Raw genomic sequence first — 14874 nt, 5'->3', positions numbered from 1 at the left:
GCGGCCGCACAGAGGCATGTGCGTTCTCGGTCTCCGTCACCCGCGGGCGACGGCAATTCTGTTCGGTTTCCCCTCCGCCCCGGGCCGCCTGCGGCGCCGGGAAGTCACACGGCGGGCGACGACGCGCCGTCCGTCACCCGGGCTCTCCCGCCGGACTCCGGTCGCCGCCTGAGTCCTGGGCCAACGGGTCGGCAATCCCTCCCCCGTCGTCGAGCCGGCCCTGCTCCAGCCGGGTCGCGCTCGCGGCGGCCGACGGTGCCAAACCAGCGACGACACGCAGGGCGCTCAGTACGTCGTCGGGTCGTACGACCGGTGTTGTCTGCCGCACGACCGTTACAAGTATCCCATACGGTCCGGTGGCCTCCGGCCAATCGTCCACCCGGGCGGTCCCGGAGGGCGAACCGTCACGCTGCGCGACCGACTCGCGACCGTCCAGCACCTCGGCGTCGACCAACGCCGCCCGGGCGTCGATGGTCCGCCGCCCGTCCTTGGTCATCTTCTCGACCTCGACCGACTCGGCCGCCATCAGAGCCGCGACGGCCTGGCGCAGCTCGGCCACGTCGGTGCCGGGCAGGTCGATGCGCCACTTGCTGACCCGCAGCTCGTCGGCCAGCGCGCCGGGCGCTGCCGGAACCGCGTCCAGCACGTCGATGCCGTCCGGCAGCGCCGCGTCCAGTTCGGCGCGCAGGACCGCCGGGTCGACCCGCCGGGCGAGCTGGAGTTCGACGTACTCCGCGACGCTGGCCACGCCGGTGGGCACCGCGCCCGTCCAGGAGACCTTGGGGCGGGGGCTGAACCCCTGCGAGTACGCCATCGGAACCCCGGCCCGCCGCAGCGCCCGCTCGAAGGTGCGGGCCACGTCCCGGTGCGAGGTGAACCGCAGCCGCCCCCGTTTGGCGTAGCGCAGGCGCAGCTTCTGCACCGGCGGGGCCGAGGGATTGGGGTGATCTCGCCGACTCAGGATGCCCTCCCGACCATGCTCGTCATCCGCGGCCGCGTTGCGGCCCGTTCGGTGACGATGCTTGCTTGCTCAACCGCAGTGTGACAACACCTTCGCCACACCATCCAGGAAGGTACCGCTTCAGAACACCGCGCACCGAGTTGTTGGCGATCCGTCACCGCACCCGGTTCACCGGGCTTCGAAGGCCGGGTTGCGCACCGGCGAGCCCTGCGAGACCGGGGAGATCGGCAGCAGCGTCCGGCCGGAGGGGCCGATCTCGATGTCGGTGCCCATGGTCGGGCACACGCCGCAGTCGAAGCACGGCGTCCACCGGCAGTCGTCCTGCTCGCGGGCGTCCAGCGCGTCCTGCCAGTCCGCCCACAGCCACTCCTTGGTCAACCCGGAGTCCAGGTGGTCCCACGGCAGCACCTCGTCCTCGGCGCGCTCGCGGGTGGTGAACCAGGCCAGGTCCACGCCCAGCGGAGTCAGCTCGGCGTCGGCGGCGGCCACCCAGCGGTCGAACGAGAAGTGCTCGTTCCAGCCGTCGAACCGGCCGCCCTCGCGCCACACCCGCTCCACGACCCGCCCGATCCGCCGGTCGCCGCGGGACAGCAGCCCTTCGATCAGCGACGGCTTGCCGTCGTGGTAGCGCATGCCGATGTTGCGCCCCAGGCGCCGGTCGGAGTTGACCGCCTCGCGCAGCTTGCGCAGCCGCTCGTCGATGGTGTCCGGGTCGGTCTGCCCGGCCCACTGGAACGGCGTGTGCGGTTTGGGCACGAACCCGCCGATGGAGATCGTGCAGCGGATGTCCTTGCGACCGGCCGCCTCGCGACCCGCCCGGATGACCTCCTTGGCCATTTCGGCGATCTGCAGCACGTCCTCGTCGGTCTCGGTGGGCAACCCGCACATGAAGTAGAGCTTGACCTGCCGCCAGCCGTTGGCGAACGCGGTGCAGACGGTGCGGATCAGGTCCTCCTCCGACACCATCTTGTTGATCACCCGCCGGATCCGTTCGCTGCCGCCCTCGGGCGCGAACGTCAACCCGGACCGGCGCCCGTTGCGGGACAGCTCGTTGGCCAGGTCGACGTTGAACGCGTCGACCCGGGTCGACGGCAGCGACAGGCTGGTGCCGGAGCCCTCGTAGCGGTCCGCCAGCCCCTTGGTGACCTCCTGGATCTCCGAGTGGTCGGCCGAGCTCAGCGACAGCAGCCCGACCTCCTCGAACCCGGTGGCCTCCAGGCCGCGCTGCACCATCTCGCCGATGCCCTCGATGGACCGCTCCCGGACCGGTCGGGTGATCATGCCCGCCTGGCAGAACCGGCAGCCGCGGGTGCAGCCGCGGAAGATCTCCACGCTCATCCGCTCGTGCACGCTCTCGGCCAGCGGCACCAGCGGCTTCTTCGGGTACGGCCAGTCGTCGAGCTCCATCGTGGTGCGCTTGAACACGCGGTGCGGAACCCGCTCGCGGTTGGGCAGCACCTCGGCGATGGCGCCGTCCGACCGGTAGCTGACGTCGTAGAACTTCGGCACGTACACGCCGCCGCTCTCGGCCAGCCGCAGCAGCAGTTCCTCCCGACCGCCCGGGCGGCCCTCGCCCTTCCACCGGCGGATCTGCTCGGTGATCTCCAGGACCGCCTCCTCGCCGTCGCCGAGCACGGCGGCGTCCACGAAGTCGGCGATCGGTTCCGGGTTGAAGGCGGCGTGCCCGCCCGCCAGGACCACCGGGTGCTCGTCACCGCGGTCGACGGCGTGCAGCGGGACGCCCGCGAGGTCGAGCGCGGTGAGCAGGTTGGTGTAGCCGAGCTCGGTCGCGAAGCTGACGCCGAGCACGTCGAAGGCGCCGACCGGCCGGTGGCCGTCCACGGTGAACTGCGGGATGCCGTGCTCCCGCATCAGCTCTTCCAGGTCCGGCCACACCGAGTAGGTGCGCTCGGCGAGCACGTCGGGCTGCTCGTTGAGGATCTCGTAGAGGATCTGGACGCCCTGGTTCGGCAGGCCGACCTCGTAGGCGTCCGGATACATCAGGCACCAGCGGACCGCGGTGTCCTCCCACGCCTTGGCCGTCGCGTTGAGCTCCCCACCCACGTACTGCACGGGCTTGGAGACCCGCGTCAGCAGCGGTTCCAACCTGTCGAAGACGGACTCCACACGCACGCGCCCCAGCGTAGAGGCCGCCGCCCGCAGGCGGACGACCGACCGCACCCGCGGGGGTTCCGGCGCGGCCGGGCCGCGCCGGAACCGCGCTCACACGTCGCGGGTGAACCAGATCTCGTCGCGGTCGTCGCCGGGCGCGACCCGGACCGCGCCGGGCCACCGGCCGCGCTCCACCCAGCCGTTCGCCTCGTAGAAGCGATCCAGGTCCTGCCCGCTGCGGGTGACCAGGTCGAGCCGTTCCAGGCCGAGCGCCTGGGCCTGCACCACGGCGGCGTCCAGCAGCTGCTTGCCCCAGCCCTTGCCCTGCAGCGCGGGGTCGACGGCCAGCCACGCCAGCTCGCCGGTGTGCCTGCGGACGGGCAGCCTGCGGGGACGCACCACCGCCATGCCGACCAGCACGTGCTGCTGGCCGATGGTGATCAGGTGCACGCGCCGGTTGCGCACGTCCTCGACGAGTTCCTCGGCGCCCGCGCGCAGTTCGTCCACCGAATCGGTCGCGGTGTAGCCGACCGCGCCACCGGCGACGGTGACCCGCCCCCACAGGTCGGCCAGCGCGTCCACCAGCCCCGGGTGCGGGGTGTCCACGCGGTGCGGGCCGGTGACGAAGCCCTCGGGATCGATGTCGGTGTCCGCCACGACGTCAGAACTCCGGGAACCAGAGCTTGATCTCGCGCTCGGCGGACTCGGCCGAGTCCGAACCGTGCACCAGGTTGTACTGGACCTCCAGGCCGTAGTCGCCGCGGATGCTGCCCGGCGCGGCCTTGTCCACGGGGTCGGTGCCCCCGGCGATCTGCCGGAACGCCGACACCGCGCGCGGCCCCTCGACCACCGCGGCCACGACCGGACCGGAGGTGATGAACTCCAGCAGGGACTCGAAGAACGGCTTGCCGTCGTGCTCGGCGTAGTGCTGCTCGGCGAGCTGGCGGTCGACCTTCTTCAGCTCCAGGGCGACCAGCTTCAGGCCCTTGCGCTCGATCCGGCTGATCACCTCGCCGACCAGCCCGCGCTCCACACCGTCGGGCTTGACCAGGACCAGCGTGCGCTCACTCACGGGTAACTCCTTCGTTTCCGGGGCGCCGGGTTGCGCGCGTGACGCACCGCGCCCGATCCGCCCGCCAGGGTATCGATGCAGGTGACCGCCGGGCCCCCGGGGAGGCCGGTCAGCCCTGCGGGTCCATTGTGGTCGACCACAGCGACCGGCCGCCCATGTCGCGCAGGTCCACCCGCAGCCGTCCGGTGGCGCCCTCGATGTTGACCTCCCCGAAGTGCTGGAAGCCCTCCAGCGGGAGGCGCCCTGCCTGCTCGGCGCGCTCAGGAACACCTGTTCCGGACCGAAGGTGGGGTCGAGGGCGTTCGGCCCGAACGCACCCGCCTGCAACGGCCCGGACACGAACTCCCAGAACGGGTCGAAACCGTCGAAGGCGGCGCGCTCCGGCGAGTAGTGGATCGCCGCGGAGTAGTGCACGTCGGCGGTCAGCCAGACGACGTTGCGCACCGAGCGCCGCCGGATCTCCTGGAGCACCCGGGCGATCTCCGCCTCGCGCCCGTTGGGCACGCCGGGCCTGCCGTTGGCCACGGCTTCGATCCGGTCGCCGTCCGGCACCACGAGGCCCAGCGGCATGTCGGCGGCGATCACCTTCCAGGTGGCCCGGGACCGGCCCAGCTCGTCGACCAGCCAGCGCGCCTGCCGGTCGCCGAGGATCCGTTCCGGCCGGGTGCCCGGCGAGTTCGGATCGCGGTAGCTGCGCATGTCGAGGACGAAGACGTCGAGCAGCGGTCCGTGCGAGACCTTCCGGTACACCCGCCCGTCCACTGCGTCCGGCGCCCACACCGGCTGCCACTCGTGGAACGCCCGGAACGCGCGCCGCGCCAGCACGTCGACGCGCTTCTCCCGGTAGTCGGGGGAATCCAGCACCTCACCCGGGTACCAGTTGTTGAGCACCTCGTGGTCGTCCCACTGCACCAGCTGCGGCACGTTCGCCACGAAGTCGCGGACGTTGCGGTCGAGCAGGTTGTAGGCGAACTGGCCGCGGAACTCGGGCAGGGTTTCGGCGACCTTGGACTTCTCCGGGGTGACGATGTTGCGCCACACCCGCCCGTCCGGCAGCGTCACCGACTCCCGCAGCGGCCCGTCGGAGTAGACGGTGTCGCCGCTGTGCAGGAAGAAGTGCGGTTCGCGGGCGGCCATCGCGGAGTAGATGGTCATGCCGCCGATGTCCGGGTTGATCCCCCAGCCCTGGCCGACGACGTCCCCGGACCACAGGAACCGCACGTCCTCGCGGGCCTGCGAGGTGGTGCGGAAGCTGCCGGTCACCGGCTCGCCCGCGACGCGCCCGTCGAGGTCCTCGACGATGACCCGGTAGTGCACCCGGCGACCGGGTGGGAGCCCGGTGAGCCGGACCTTGCCGGTCCCGTCGCCGTCGGGGGTCAGCACCGGTCCGGGCACCCGGACCGCGCCGCGGAAGTCGGCGTCCCGGGCGACGTCGACGAACATCCGGGCCGGTCGGTCGGCCCGGGTCCACACCACGGCACCGTCCGGCCGGGGATCGCCGAGCTGCGCACCGTGCGTCAGGACCGGGCGGTCCGAGCGGACGAACGCCGCGGAGGCCGGGCGCGGCAGCAGCAGTCCGGCACCGGCCAGTCCGGCGGCAGCGGCACCGCGTCGCAGCAGGTCACGTCGGTTGAGGGCGGGATTCGCGGACATGCGCCGGTTCTATCCGCCCCGGGCGACCCCGGACCGACGCCGAGGTGACGCGCGGCCGCACATCGCGTGACCCCTGGTGCGCGCGGGGTGAGCGCGCTAGCTTCACGGTCATACCGACTGGCCGGTCTGAACAGGAGGGTCCGGATGCGCGCCGCCGTGCACACCGCCGTGAACCAGCCGATGCGGATCGAGGACCTCGCCGATCCGCGACCGAAGGCCGGTGAGGTGGTCGTCGACGTGCGCTCGTGCGGCGCCTGCCACACGGACCTGCACGTGCTCAAGGGCGAGCTGCCGTTCCCGGTGCCCGCGGTGCTGGGCCACGAGGTGGCGGGCGTGATCTCCGAGGTCGGCCCGGACGTCACCGGGCTGGCGGTGGGCGACCGGGTGGTGACCAGCTTCATCATGCCGTGCGGGCAGTGCGAGCAGTGCGTGCGCGGCAACGAGGAGATCTGCCGGAAGTTCTTCGCCTACAACCGGGCCAAGGGGCGGCTGTACGACGACGAGACCCGGTTGTTCCGCCCCGGCGGCGAACCGGTGTGGATGTACTCGATGGGCGGCCTGGCGCAGCGGTGCGCGACCACGGCGACGTCGGTGTACCGGGTTCCCGACGGCGTCGAGCTGGCCGACGTCGCGTCCCTCGGGTGCTCCACGATGACCGCCTACGGCGCGCTGCGGCACGCGGCGGACGTGCACGTCGGCGACACCGTCGCCGTGGTCGCGGCCGGGGGTGTCGGTTCGGCGCTGGTGCAGCTGGCCGCGGTGTTCGGGGCATCGATGATCATCGCGGTGGACATCGACGACGAGAAGCTGGCCGGCGCGCGCGGCCTGGGCGCGACGCACGTGGTCAACTCGTCCGAAGTGGACGCCCCGGAGGCGATCCGCGACCTCACCGGCGGACGGGGCGTGGACGTCGCGTTCGAGGCGCTCGGCGCGGTGCCGACGTTCGAGATCGCCCGCGACTCGGTCGTCGAGGGCGGTCAGGTCGTGGTGGTGGGCATCGCCCCGCGCGGCACCACCGGCGAGTTCGACCTCGCCACCATCGCCCGGCGCAAGCTGCAGATCAAGGGGTCCTACGGCGCCAAGCCGCGTCGCGACATGCCGGTCCTGCTCGACCTGGTGGCCCGCGGCGGTCTCCGCCCGCAGGACGCGATCAGCCGCCGCTACCCGTTCGCCGAGGTCCAGGACGCCTACGACGCCCTGCGCCGCGGCGAAACCGTCGGCCGCGCGGTCGTCGACATCGACTAGCCGTCGTCGAGCGGATGCCGCCAGCGCACCCCCGGGTAGCGCGCGAAGCCGCGGTCGGCGGTGATCCATTCACAACCGTGCTCGATGGCGATCGCCGCGAGGTAGGCGTCCGGAACGAGATTCGCCTTCACCTGGGCTTTCCGGCACAGCTCGGCGAAGATCTCCCAATGCCGCGGGCCGGGTTCGATCGGCGCGAAGGCCGGGGCCGTTCGGATCGCGGCGATGATCTCCAGCGCCTGCTCGGGCTGCAGCGGGCGGGGCCAGATCCTGTGGTTGGTGACGATGCGCAGGTATCCGCTGAACACCATCGACGGGATTCCCACCGGCGTCGCACCGTTGAGCGCGTCCTCGAACCACGTCGCGAACCGCTCGTGATCGGGCAATGCGGCGTTCTGCGCATTCAGCAGGATGTTGACATCGCACGCGATCACTCGTCGTGCTCCATGAATTCGAGGAGGGCAGCGTTGTCGTTGAGGTCGACGCCCGGCCGTGGCGCCCCCAAGTCGAAGGTGGGCAGCTTGAACCGGGGGCGATCCTGAGCTCGGGCACGACGGAGTTCGCCCAGGCGCACGTCGTCCTCGATCAGGGCGCTCACGGTCGTGTGCTCGCGCGCGGCCCGCAGTTTCAGCCGCTCCAGCAGCTGATCATCGATGGTGATGGTCGTCCGCATGCATCACATCATAACGATGCCGCATCAAGATGCGCCGTCTCCGAACAGGTGAAATGCCCAGCTCGCTCTCAGCCCTGCTGGCTCGGCGGGTAGCCCGGCGGGTGGCCGAGCTGGTCGTAGAGGGTGCCCTCGCGCATGCGGCGGGCGACGTCGCGGCGCAGGTGCAGGATGTAGGCCCAGACCAGGGCGAACACCACGCCCATCGCGCCCACCGCGGGGTGCACCGCGAAGCAGGCGATGACGCCGACCTGGAGCACCACCGCGAACGCCAGGCCCCAGCGCCGCCGCTGCACGAACGCCGCCGCGAGCATCAGCACCGCCAGGACGCCGACGACCGCGAAGCCCGCGCTGGACACGCCACCGCCGAAGCGCCAGACCACCGGCAGCGCCAGCGCGAACACGATGAACTCCAGCACGAGCGTGCCCGCCATGACGCCGCGCAGGCCCTTCCACGGGTCGCGGACACCGGGCGGCGCCTCGGGCAGTCCGTTGCCTTCCGGGGCGGGCTGGGCTGGTTCGGTCACGCGGGCTCCTTGCCGAACAGGGCTCGCCCCTCGCCGGCCGTGACCACCGAGCCGGTGATCACCACGCCGCCGCCGGAGACGGACTCGCCGGGGTCGGAGGTCTCCTCGGCGAGCTGGATCGCGGTCTCGACCGCGTCGTCCAGCCGCGGCTCCACGACGATGCGGTCCGGACCGAAGATGTCCTTGGCCAGTCCGGCGAGTTCGTCGGGGTCCATGGCGCGGGGCGAGGAGTTCCTGGTGAGCACGATCTCCTCGACGACGGGTTCCAGCTCGGCGAGGATGCCGCGCACGTCCTTGTCGCCGAGCACGCCCACCACCGCGACCAGGCGGCGGAAGGAGAACTCCGAGCTGAGCGCGTCGGCCAGGGCGCGGGCGCCGTGCGGGTTGTGCGCCGCGTCGACCAGCACGGCGGGCGCGCTGCGCACCCGCTCCAGCCGTCCCGGGGTGATGACCCCGGCGAAGGCTTCGCGGACCGAGTCGACGGACAGCTGGTGGGCCGCGCCGGCGCCGAAGAACGCCTCGGTCGCGGCCAGCGCCAGGGCGGCGTTGCGGGCCTGGTGCTCGCCGTGCAGCGGCAGGAACACCTCGTCGTACACCCCGCCGAGGCCCTGCAGCTTGAGCATCTGGCCGCCGACGGCCACGGTGCGCGACAGCACGCCGAACTCGTGGCCCTCGCGGGCGACCGTGGCGTCGACCTCGGCGATGCGGTCCATGATCGGCTGCTGCGCCTCGGCCTGCTGGGCGGCCAGCACCACGATCGAGCCGGGCTTGATGATCCCGGCCTTCTCCTTGGCGATGGACGCCAGGTCGTCGCCGAGGTAGTCGGCGTGGTCCATGGCGACCGGGCACAGCACGGCGATCTTGGCGTCGGCGACGTTGGTGGCGTCCCAGCTCCCGCCGAGGCCGACCTCCAGCACCGCGGCCTCCACGGGCGCGTCGGCGAACGCGGCGAACGCCATGCCGGTGAGCACCTCGAACTTGCTCATCGGCACGTCACTGCGCGAGTCGACCATCGACACGTACGGCGCCACGTCGCGGTAAGCCTCGACGTAGCCCTCCGGGCTGATCGGCTTGCCGTCGATGCTGATCCGCTCGGTGGCCAGCTGCAGGTGCGGGCTGGTGTAGCGGCCGGTGCGCAGCCCGATGCGGGTGAGCAGCGCGTCGACCATGCGCGAGGTGGACGACTTGCCGTTGGTGCCCGCGATGTGCACCACCGGGTAGCTGCGCTGCGGTTCGGCGAGCAGATCGGTCAGCGCCCGGATGCGGTCGAGCGACGGTTCGATCTTGGTCTCCGGCCAGCGCTCGTTGAGCTCGGCCTCGACCACCCGCAGCTCCTGCAGCGCGGTGGGATCGGTCCCGGACACGTTGTTCACCCCTTGGCGCCCCGACGAACGTCGAGGTCAGTCTACGTGCGGCCGGACGGCGCGGAGCCGCCCGGTCAGCGGGGACCGGGCGGCTCGGCGCGAGTTCAGCCCTGGGGCAGCGCGGCCAGCCGGGCGTTGATCCGCTCGATGTCGGCCAGCGCGGTCTCCCGGCGTGCCTTGATCTTGTCGACCACCTCGGCCGGGGCCTTGTCCAGGAACGCCGGGTTGCCCAGCTTCTTGTCGGTGCCCGCGAGCTCCTTCTCGGCCGCCGCGAGGTCCTTGGTCAGCCGCTTGCGCTCGGCCGCGACGTCGACCGCACCGGACAGGTCCAGCTCGACGGTGACGTTCCCGCCGGACAGCCCGACCTCGATCGACGCCGACGAGGTGAACCCGTCGGCGGGCTCGGTGACCCGCGCCAGCGACCGCACCGCGGCCACGTGGTCGGCCAGGCCCAGTTCGGCGACGCCGCCGAGCTTGGCGGCCACCCGCTGACCCGGCTTGAGCCCCTGGTCGGAGCGGAACCGCCGAATCTCGGTGATCAGCTTCTGCACCGCCTCGATCCGCTCGGCGGCGGCCGGGTCGGCGACCGCGCCGCTGGGCTCCGGCCAGTCGGCGATGACCACCGATTCGCGACCGGTGAGCGCGGTCCACAGCGTCTCGGTGATGAACGGGATGGTCGGGTGCAGCAGTCGCAGCAGCACGTCCAGCACGTACCCGAGCACCTCGCGGGTGCGCTCCGCGCTCCGCCCTTCGGCGTCGAGCTGGACCTTGGACAGCTCCAGGTACCAGTCGCAGAACTCGTCCCAGGTGAAGTGGTACAGCGCCTCGGTGGCCTTGCCGAACTGGAAGTCCTCCATCAGCTCGTCCACTTCGGACACGAGCTGGTCGGCGCGGTCCAGGATCCACCGGTCGGCATCGGTGAGCTCGGCCCGCTCGGGCAGCCGCTCCGGCACCCGGGCACCGTTCATCAGCGCGAACTTGGTGGCGTTGAACAACTTCGTGCAGAAGCTGCGGGAGCCGGACACCCACTCCTCGCTGATCGGCGAGTCCGCGCCGGGGTTGGCGCCGCGCGCGAGCGTGAACCGCAGCGCGTCGGTGCCGTAGTTGTCCATCCACTCCAGCGGGTCGACGGTGTTGCCCGCGGATTTGGACATCTTCTTGCCGTGCGCGTCGCGGACCATGCCGTGCAGCGCGATGACCTTGAAGGGCTCGACCCCGTCCATCGCGTACAGCCCGAACATCATCATCCGGGCGACCCAGAAGAACAGGATGTCGTAGCCGGTGACCAGCACGCTGGTCGGGTAGAACTTGCGCAGGTCGGGGGTGTCCTGCGGCCAGCCCATGGTGGAGAACGGCCACAGGCCCGAGGAGAACCAGGTGTCGAGCACGTCCTCGTCCTGGTACCAGCCCTCGCCGGACGGCGGTTCCTCGTCCGGGCCGACGCACACCATCTCGCCGTTCGGGCCGTGCCACACCGGGATGCGGTGGCCCCACCACAGCTGCCGGGACACGGTCCAGTCGTGCATGTTGTCGACCCAGTCGAAGTAGCGCTTGGCCATCTCCGGCGGGTGGACCTGCACGCGGCCGTCGCGGACCGCGTCGCCGGCGGCCTTGGCCAGCGGGCCGACCTTGACGAACCACTGCATCGACAGCCGCGGCTCGATCGGCTCCTTGGACCGCGAGCTGTGCCCGACGCTGTGCGCGTACGGCCGCTTCTCGGCGACGATGCGGCCTTCCTCGCGCAGCGCCTCGCGGACCGCCACGCGGGCCTCGAACCGGTCCATCCCGTCGAAGCGGGTGCCGGTGTGGGCGATGCGGCCGGACTCGTCCATGATCGTCGGCATCGGCAGGTCGTGCCGCTTGCCGATCTCGAAGTCGTTCGGGTCGTGCGCCGGGGTGATCTTCACCGCGCCGGAACCGAACTCGGGGTCGACGTAGTCGTCGGCGACGACCGGGATCGTGCGCCCGGTCAGCGGGTGCTCGATCTCGGTGCCCACCAGGTGCTGGTAGCGCTCGTCATCGGGGTGGACCGCGACGGCGGTGTCGCCGAGCATCGTCTCGACCCGGGTGGTGGCGACCACGATCGACCGGTCGCCGTCGCCGTAGCGCATGGAGACGAGTTCGCCCTCGACCTCCTTGTGCTCCACCTCGATGTCGGACAGCGTGGTGCGCATCTGCGGCGACCAGTTGACCAGCCGCTCGGCGCGGTAGATCAGGCCGTCGTCGTACAGCTTCTTGAAGATCGTCTGCACGGCGCGGGACAACCCGGCGTCCATGGTGAAGCGCTCGCGGGTCCAGTCGACGCTGTCCCCGAGACGGCGCATCTGGGACAGGATCGCCCCGCCGTGCTTCTCCTTCCACTGCCACACGCGGTCCACGAACGCCTCGCGGCCCAGCTCGCGGTGGTCGGTGCCCTCCTCGCGGAGCTGCTTTTCGACCAGCGCCTGCACGGCGATGCTGGCGTGGTCCATCCCGGGCAGCCACAGCGCCTCGTAGCCCTGCATCCGGCGGCGCCGGGTGAGGACGTCCATCAGCGTGTGCTCGAAGGCGTGGCCGATGTGCAGGCTTCCGGTGACGTTCGGGGGCGGGATGACGATCGAGAACGGCGGCTTGTCACTGCTCGCGTCGGCGGTGAAGTAACCGGCCGCTACCCAGCGCTGGTACAGCTCGGCCTCTACGTCGGCCGGATTCCAGGTCGACGGAAGTTCACGGGGCTGCGCGGCATGGGTCTGAGTCACGGGGAGGATTCTACGAGTGGCTGTTCAGCGCTCTTTCCGGGCGTTAGCCTCTCGCGCAAGACGGGTTGTCGTGACTCGCACCACTCCCACCGTGCCCGCCCGTCACAGGAGGAGGACGCTATGCGCATGTCGCGTGGAGCTCCGGAACAGGACATCGACGAAGGCGCACTGGAAGTCGGCACGCCGGGCCGCGCCGCGGCGGGCGTCAAGGGCGTGCTGGTCTCGCTGCAACGCAGCTGGGAGCAGATGGGCACGACGCGCACGGTGCGGACGTTGCCGCTGCTCAACCAACGGTCGGGCTTCGACTGCCCGGGGTGCGCGTGGCCGGACCCGCGGGAGGCCGACGGGGACAAGCGCAAGCTGGCCGAGTTCTGCGAGAACGGCGCCAAGGCGGTCGCCGAGGAAGCGACCACGCGCCGCGTCGGGCCCGACTTCTTCGCCCGCCACTCGGTGGCGGAGCTGGCGACCAAGACCGACTACTGGCTCGGCCAGCAGGGCCGCCTGACCCACCCGATGGTGCTGCGCGACGGCGACACCCACTACCGGCCCATCGGCTGGGACGAGGCGTTCGGCCTGATCGCGGACTCGCTCAACGCGCTGGATTCCCCGGACCGAGCCGCCTTCTACACCTCGGGCCGCACCAGCAACGAGGCGGCGTTCCTCTACCAGCTGATGATCCGCAGCTTCGGCACCAACAACCTGCCGGATTGCTCGAACATGTGCCACGAGTCGTCCGGCTCGGCGTTGAAGGAGACCATCGGCATCGGCAAGGGCTCGGTGTCGCTGTCCGATGTGGAGCACGCGGACCTGGTGCTGGTGGTGGGCCAGAACCCGGGTACCAACCACCCGCGGATGCTCTCCTCGCTGGAGAAGGTCAAGCAGCGCGGTGGCCGGATCATCGCGGTCAACCCGCTGCCGGAGACCGGGCTGATGCGGTTCAAGAACCCGCAGACGGTGCGCGGGGTGGTCGGCGGCGGCACCGCGCTGGCCGACGAGTTCGCGCAGATCCGCATCGGCGGCGACCTGGCGCTGTTCAAGGCGATCAACGCGCTCGTGCTGCGGGCAGGCGCGGTGGACGAGCAGTTCATCGCCGAGTACGCGCACGGCTACGACGAGTTCGTCGCCCAGGCGACCGAGATCGACTGGGACGAGGTCACCGAGGCCACCGGCCTGAGCCGGGAGCAGATCGAGCGCATCGCCGACATGGTGATCTCCTCGGAGCGCACGGTCGCCTGCTGGGCGATGGGGCTGACCCAGCAGAAGCAGGGCGTGGCCACCATCCGCGAGGTGGTGAACACGCTGCTGCTGCGCGGCATGATCGGCAAACCAGGCGCGGGCGTCTGCCCGGTGCGCGGCCACTCGAACGTCCAGGGCGACCGCACCATGGGCATCTGGGAGAAGATGCCGGACTCCTTCCTGGACGCGCTGGACCGCGAGTTCGGCATCACCTCCCCGCGCCACCACGGTCTGGACACAGTGGACACGATCCGCGCGATGCGGGACGGCCGGGTCACGGCTTTCCTCGGCATGGGCGGCAACTTCGTGTCCGCGACGCCGGACACCGACGCGACCATGGCCGCGCTGCGCGACTGCGAGCTGACGGTCCAGGTGTCGACCAAGCTCAACCGCTCGCACGTCACCCCCGGCCGGACCGCGCTGATCCTGCCCACGCTGGGCCGCACCGAGCGCGACACCCAGGCGTCCGGCGAGCAGTTCGTGACCGTCGAGGACTCGATGTCGGTGGTGCACGCCTCGCGCGGGCGGCTGGCCCCGGCGTCCGAGAACCTGCTGTCCGAGGTCGCGATCATCTGCCGCCTGGCCCGCCGCCTGCTGGGCCGGGACCACCCGGTGCGCTGGGAGGACTTCGAGCGGGACTACGACCTCGTCCGCGACCACATCGCCAACGTCGTCCCCGGCTGCGAGGACTACAACCGCCGGGTGCGCGAGCCCGACGGGTTCGTGCTGCCGCACCCGCCCCGGGACAGCCGCACGTTCCCGACCTCGACGGGCAAGGCGAACTTCACGGTCAACGTCCCGGAGCCGATCCGGGTGCCGGAGGGCCGGCTGCTGCTGCAGACGCTGCGCAGCCACGACCAGTACAACACCACGATCTACGGCCTCTCGGACCGCTACCGCGGCGTCGAGGACGCCCGCCGCGTGGTGCTGGTCAACCCGACCGACCTCGCACGGCTCGGCTTCGCCGACGGCGACCTGGTGGACGTCGTCTCCGAGTGGGCGACCGGCGACGGCCCGGTCCAGGAGCGCCGCGCCAAGCGCTTCCGCCTGGTCGGCTACCCGACCGCCGCGGGCTGCGCCGCGGCCTACTACCCGGAGGCCAACCCGCTCGTCCCGCTGGACTCGGTGGCGGAGAAGTCCAACACCCCGGTGTCCAAGGCGGTCATCGTCCGCTTCGAACGCACGTGACGCACCGGGCCGGGCCGCGCGCGGCGGCCCGGCCACCCGGCGCGGTGTCCGAATTGGACGGGTGCCGAGCCTGAGCAGCTCTTCTGGCGCCAGGACGGAGTGCGGCGGCTC

The 14874-nt window shown here is 71.4% G+C and carries 11 protein-coding genes and 1 pseudogene; 2 read left to right on the top strand and 10 right to left on the bottom strand.

All coding sequences use genetic code 11. The annotated features are described in order from the left end of the window. Window positions 1–133 precede the first annotated feature (133 nt). The 5 genes and pseudogenes from NV263_RS05595 to NV263_RS05575 all read right to left on the bottom strand — a co-directional run bounded on the left by NV263_RS05595 (window position 134) and on the right by NV263_RS05575 (window position 5798). Entirely contained in the window at window positions 134–922 is a 789-nt protein-coding gene (locus NV263_RS05595) for a TIGR03936 family radical SAM-associated protein (protein ID WP_263251479.1), read from the bottom strand. A gap of 207 nt (window positions 923–1129) precedes the next feature. Next, entirely contained in the window at window positions 1130–3094 is a 1965-nt protein-coding gene (locus NV263_RS05590) for a TIGR03960 family B12-binding radical SAM protein (protein WP_263251478.1), read from the bottom strand. Between the two features lie 90 nt (window positions 3095–3184). After that, window positions 3185–3730, bottom strand: a complete 546-nt coding sequence (locus NV263_RS05585; RefSeq protein ID WP_263251477.1) for a GNAT family N-acetyltransferase — start codon at window positions 3728–3730, stop codon at window positions 3185–3187. Between the two features lie 4 nt (window positions 3731–3734). After that, window positions 3735–4145, bottom strand: a complete 411-nt coding sequence (gene ndk / locus NV263_RS05580; protein ID WP_263251476.1) for a nucleoside-diphosphate kinase — start codon at window positions 4143–4145, stop codon at window positions 3735–3737. A 109-nt stretch (window positions 4146–4254) separates the two neighbouring features. Next, window positions 4255–5798 (bottom strand): annotated as a pseudogene (locus NV263_RS05575) (alkaline phosphatase D family protein). A 144-nt stretch (window positions 5799–5942) separates the two neighbouring features. Between NV263_RS05575 and NV263_RS05570 the strand changes: the two are divergent. Next, on the top strand, window positions 5943–7043 hold the full coding sequence (locus tag NV263_RS05570) for a zinc-binding dehydrogenase (RefSeq protein WP_263251475.1): 1101 nt from the start codon (window positions 5943–5945) through the stop codon (window positions 7041–7043). On the opposite strand, the gene NV263_RS05565 is transcribed toward NV263_RS05570, so the two are convergent. The 5 genes from NV263_RS05565 to NV263_RS05545 form a co-directional block, all read right to left on the bottom strand. Then, window positions 7040–7474: a type II toxin-antitoxin system VapC family toxin gene (locus NV263_RS05565; protein WP_263251474.1), complete on the bottom strand. Its 435-nt coding sequence runs from the start codon at window positions 7472–7474 to the stop codon at window positions 7040–7042. The genes NV263_RS05570 and NV263_RS05565 overlap by 4 nt on opposite strands. After that, window positions 7471–7713 (bottom strand): ribbon-helix-helix protein, CopG family, encoded by a 243-nt coding sequence (locus NV263_RS05560; protein ID WP_263251473.1) that lies wholly within the window; start codon window positions 7711–7713, stop codon window positions 7471–7473. The genes NV263_RS05565 and NV263_RS05560 overlap by 4 nt, the downstream gene beginning before the upstream one ends. Before the next feature lie 68 nt (window positions 7714–7781). Continuing rightward, window positions 7782–8237: a DUF4233 domain-containing protein gene (locus NV263_RS05555; protein ID WP_263251472.1), complete on the bottom strand. Its 456-nt coding sequence runs from the start codon at window positions 8235–8237 to the stop codon at window positions 7782–7784. After that, a complete protein-coding gene (folC, locus tag NV263_RS05550) occupies window positions 8234–9601 on the bottom strand; it encodes a bifunctional tetrahydrofolate synthase/dihydrofolate synthase (protein WP_263251471.1) in 1368 nt (455 codons plus the stop codon). Before folC ends, NV263_RS05555 begins: the two co-directional genes overlap by 4 nt. Window positions 9602–9705: 104 nt before the next feature. Then, window positions 9706–12339 (bottom strand): valine--tRNA ligase, encoded by a 2634-nt coding sequence (locus NV263_RS05545; RefSeq protein WP_263251470.1) that lies wholly within the window; start codon window positions 12337–12339, stop codon window positions 9706–9708. Window positions 12340–12465: 126 nt separating this feature from the next. Here NV263_RS05545 and NV263_RS05540 point away from each other — a divergent pair, with 126 nt between their 5' ends. Continuing rightward, complete coding sequence (locus NV263_RS05540; RefSeq protein WP_263251469.1) at window positions 12466–14763, top strand: FdhF/YdeP family oxidoreductase; 2298 nt, start codon at window positions 12466–12468, stop codon at window positions 14761–14763. Window positions 14764–14874: the final 111 nt, after the last annotated feature.

Origin of the sequence: Saccharopolyspora rosea, assembly GCF_025643595.1 — a bacterium.
GTDB classification, from domain to species: Bacteria; Actinomycetota; Actinomycetes; order Mycobacteriales; family Pseudonocardiaceae; genus Saccharopolyspora; species Saccharopolyspora rosea.
This window is presented reverse-complemented; position numbering and strand designations above follow the sequence as displayed.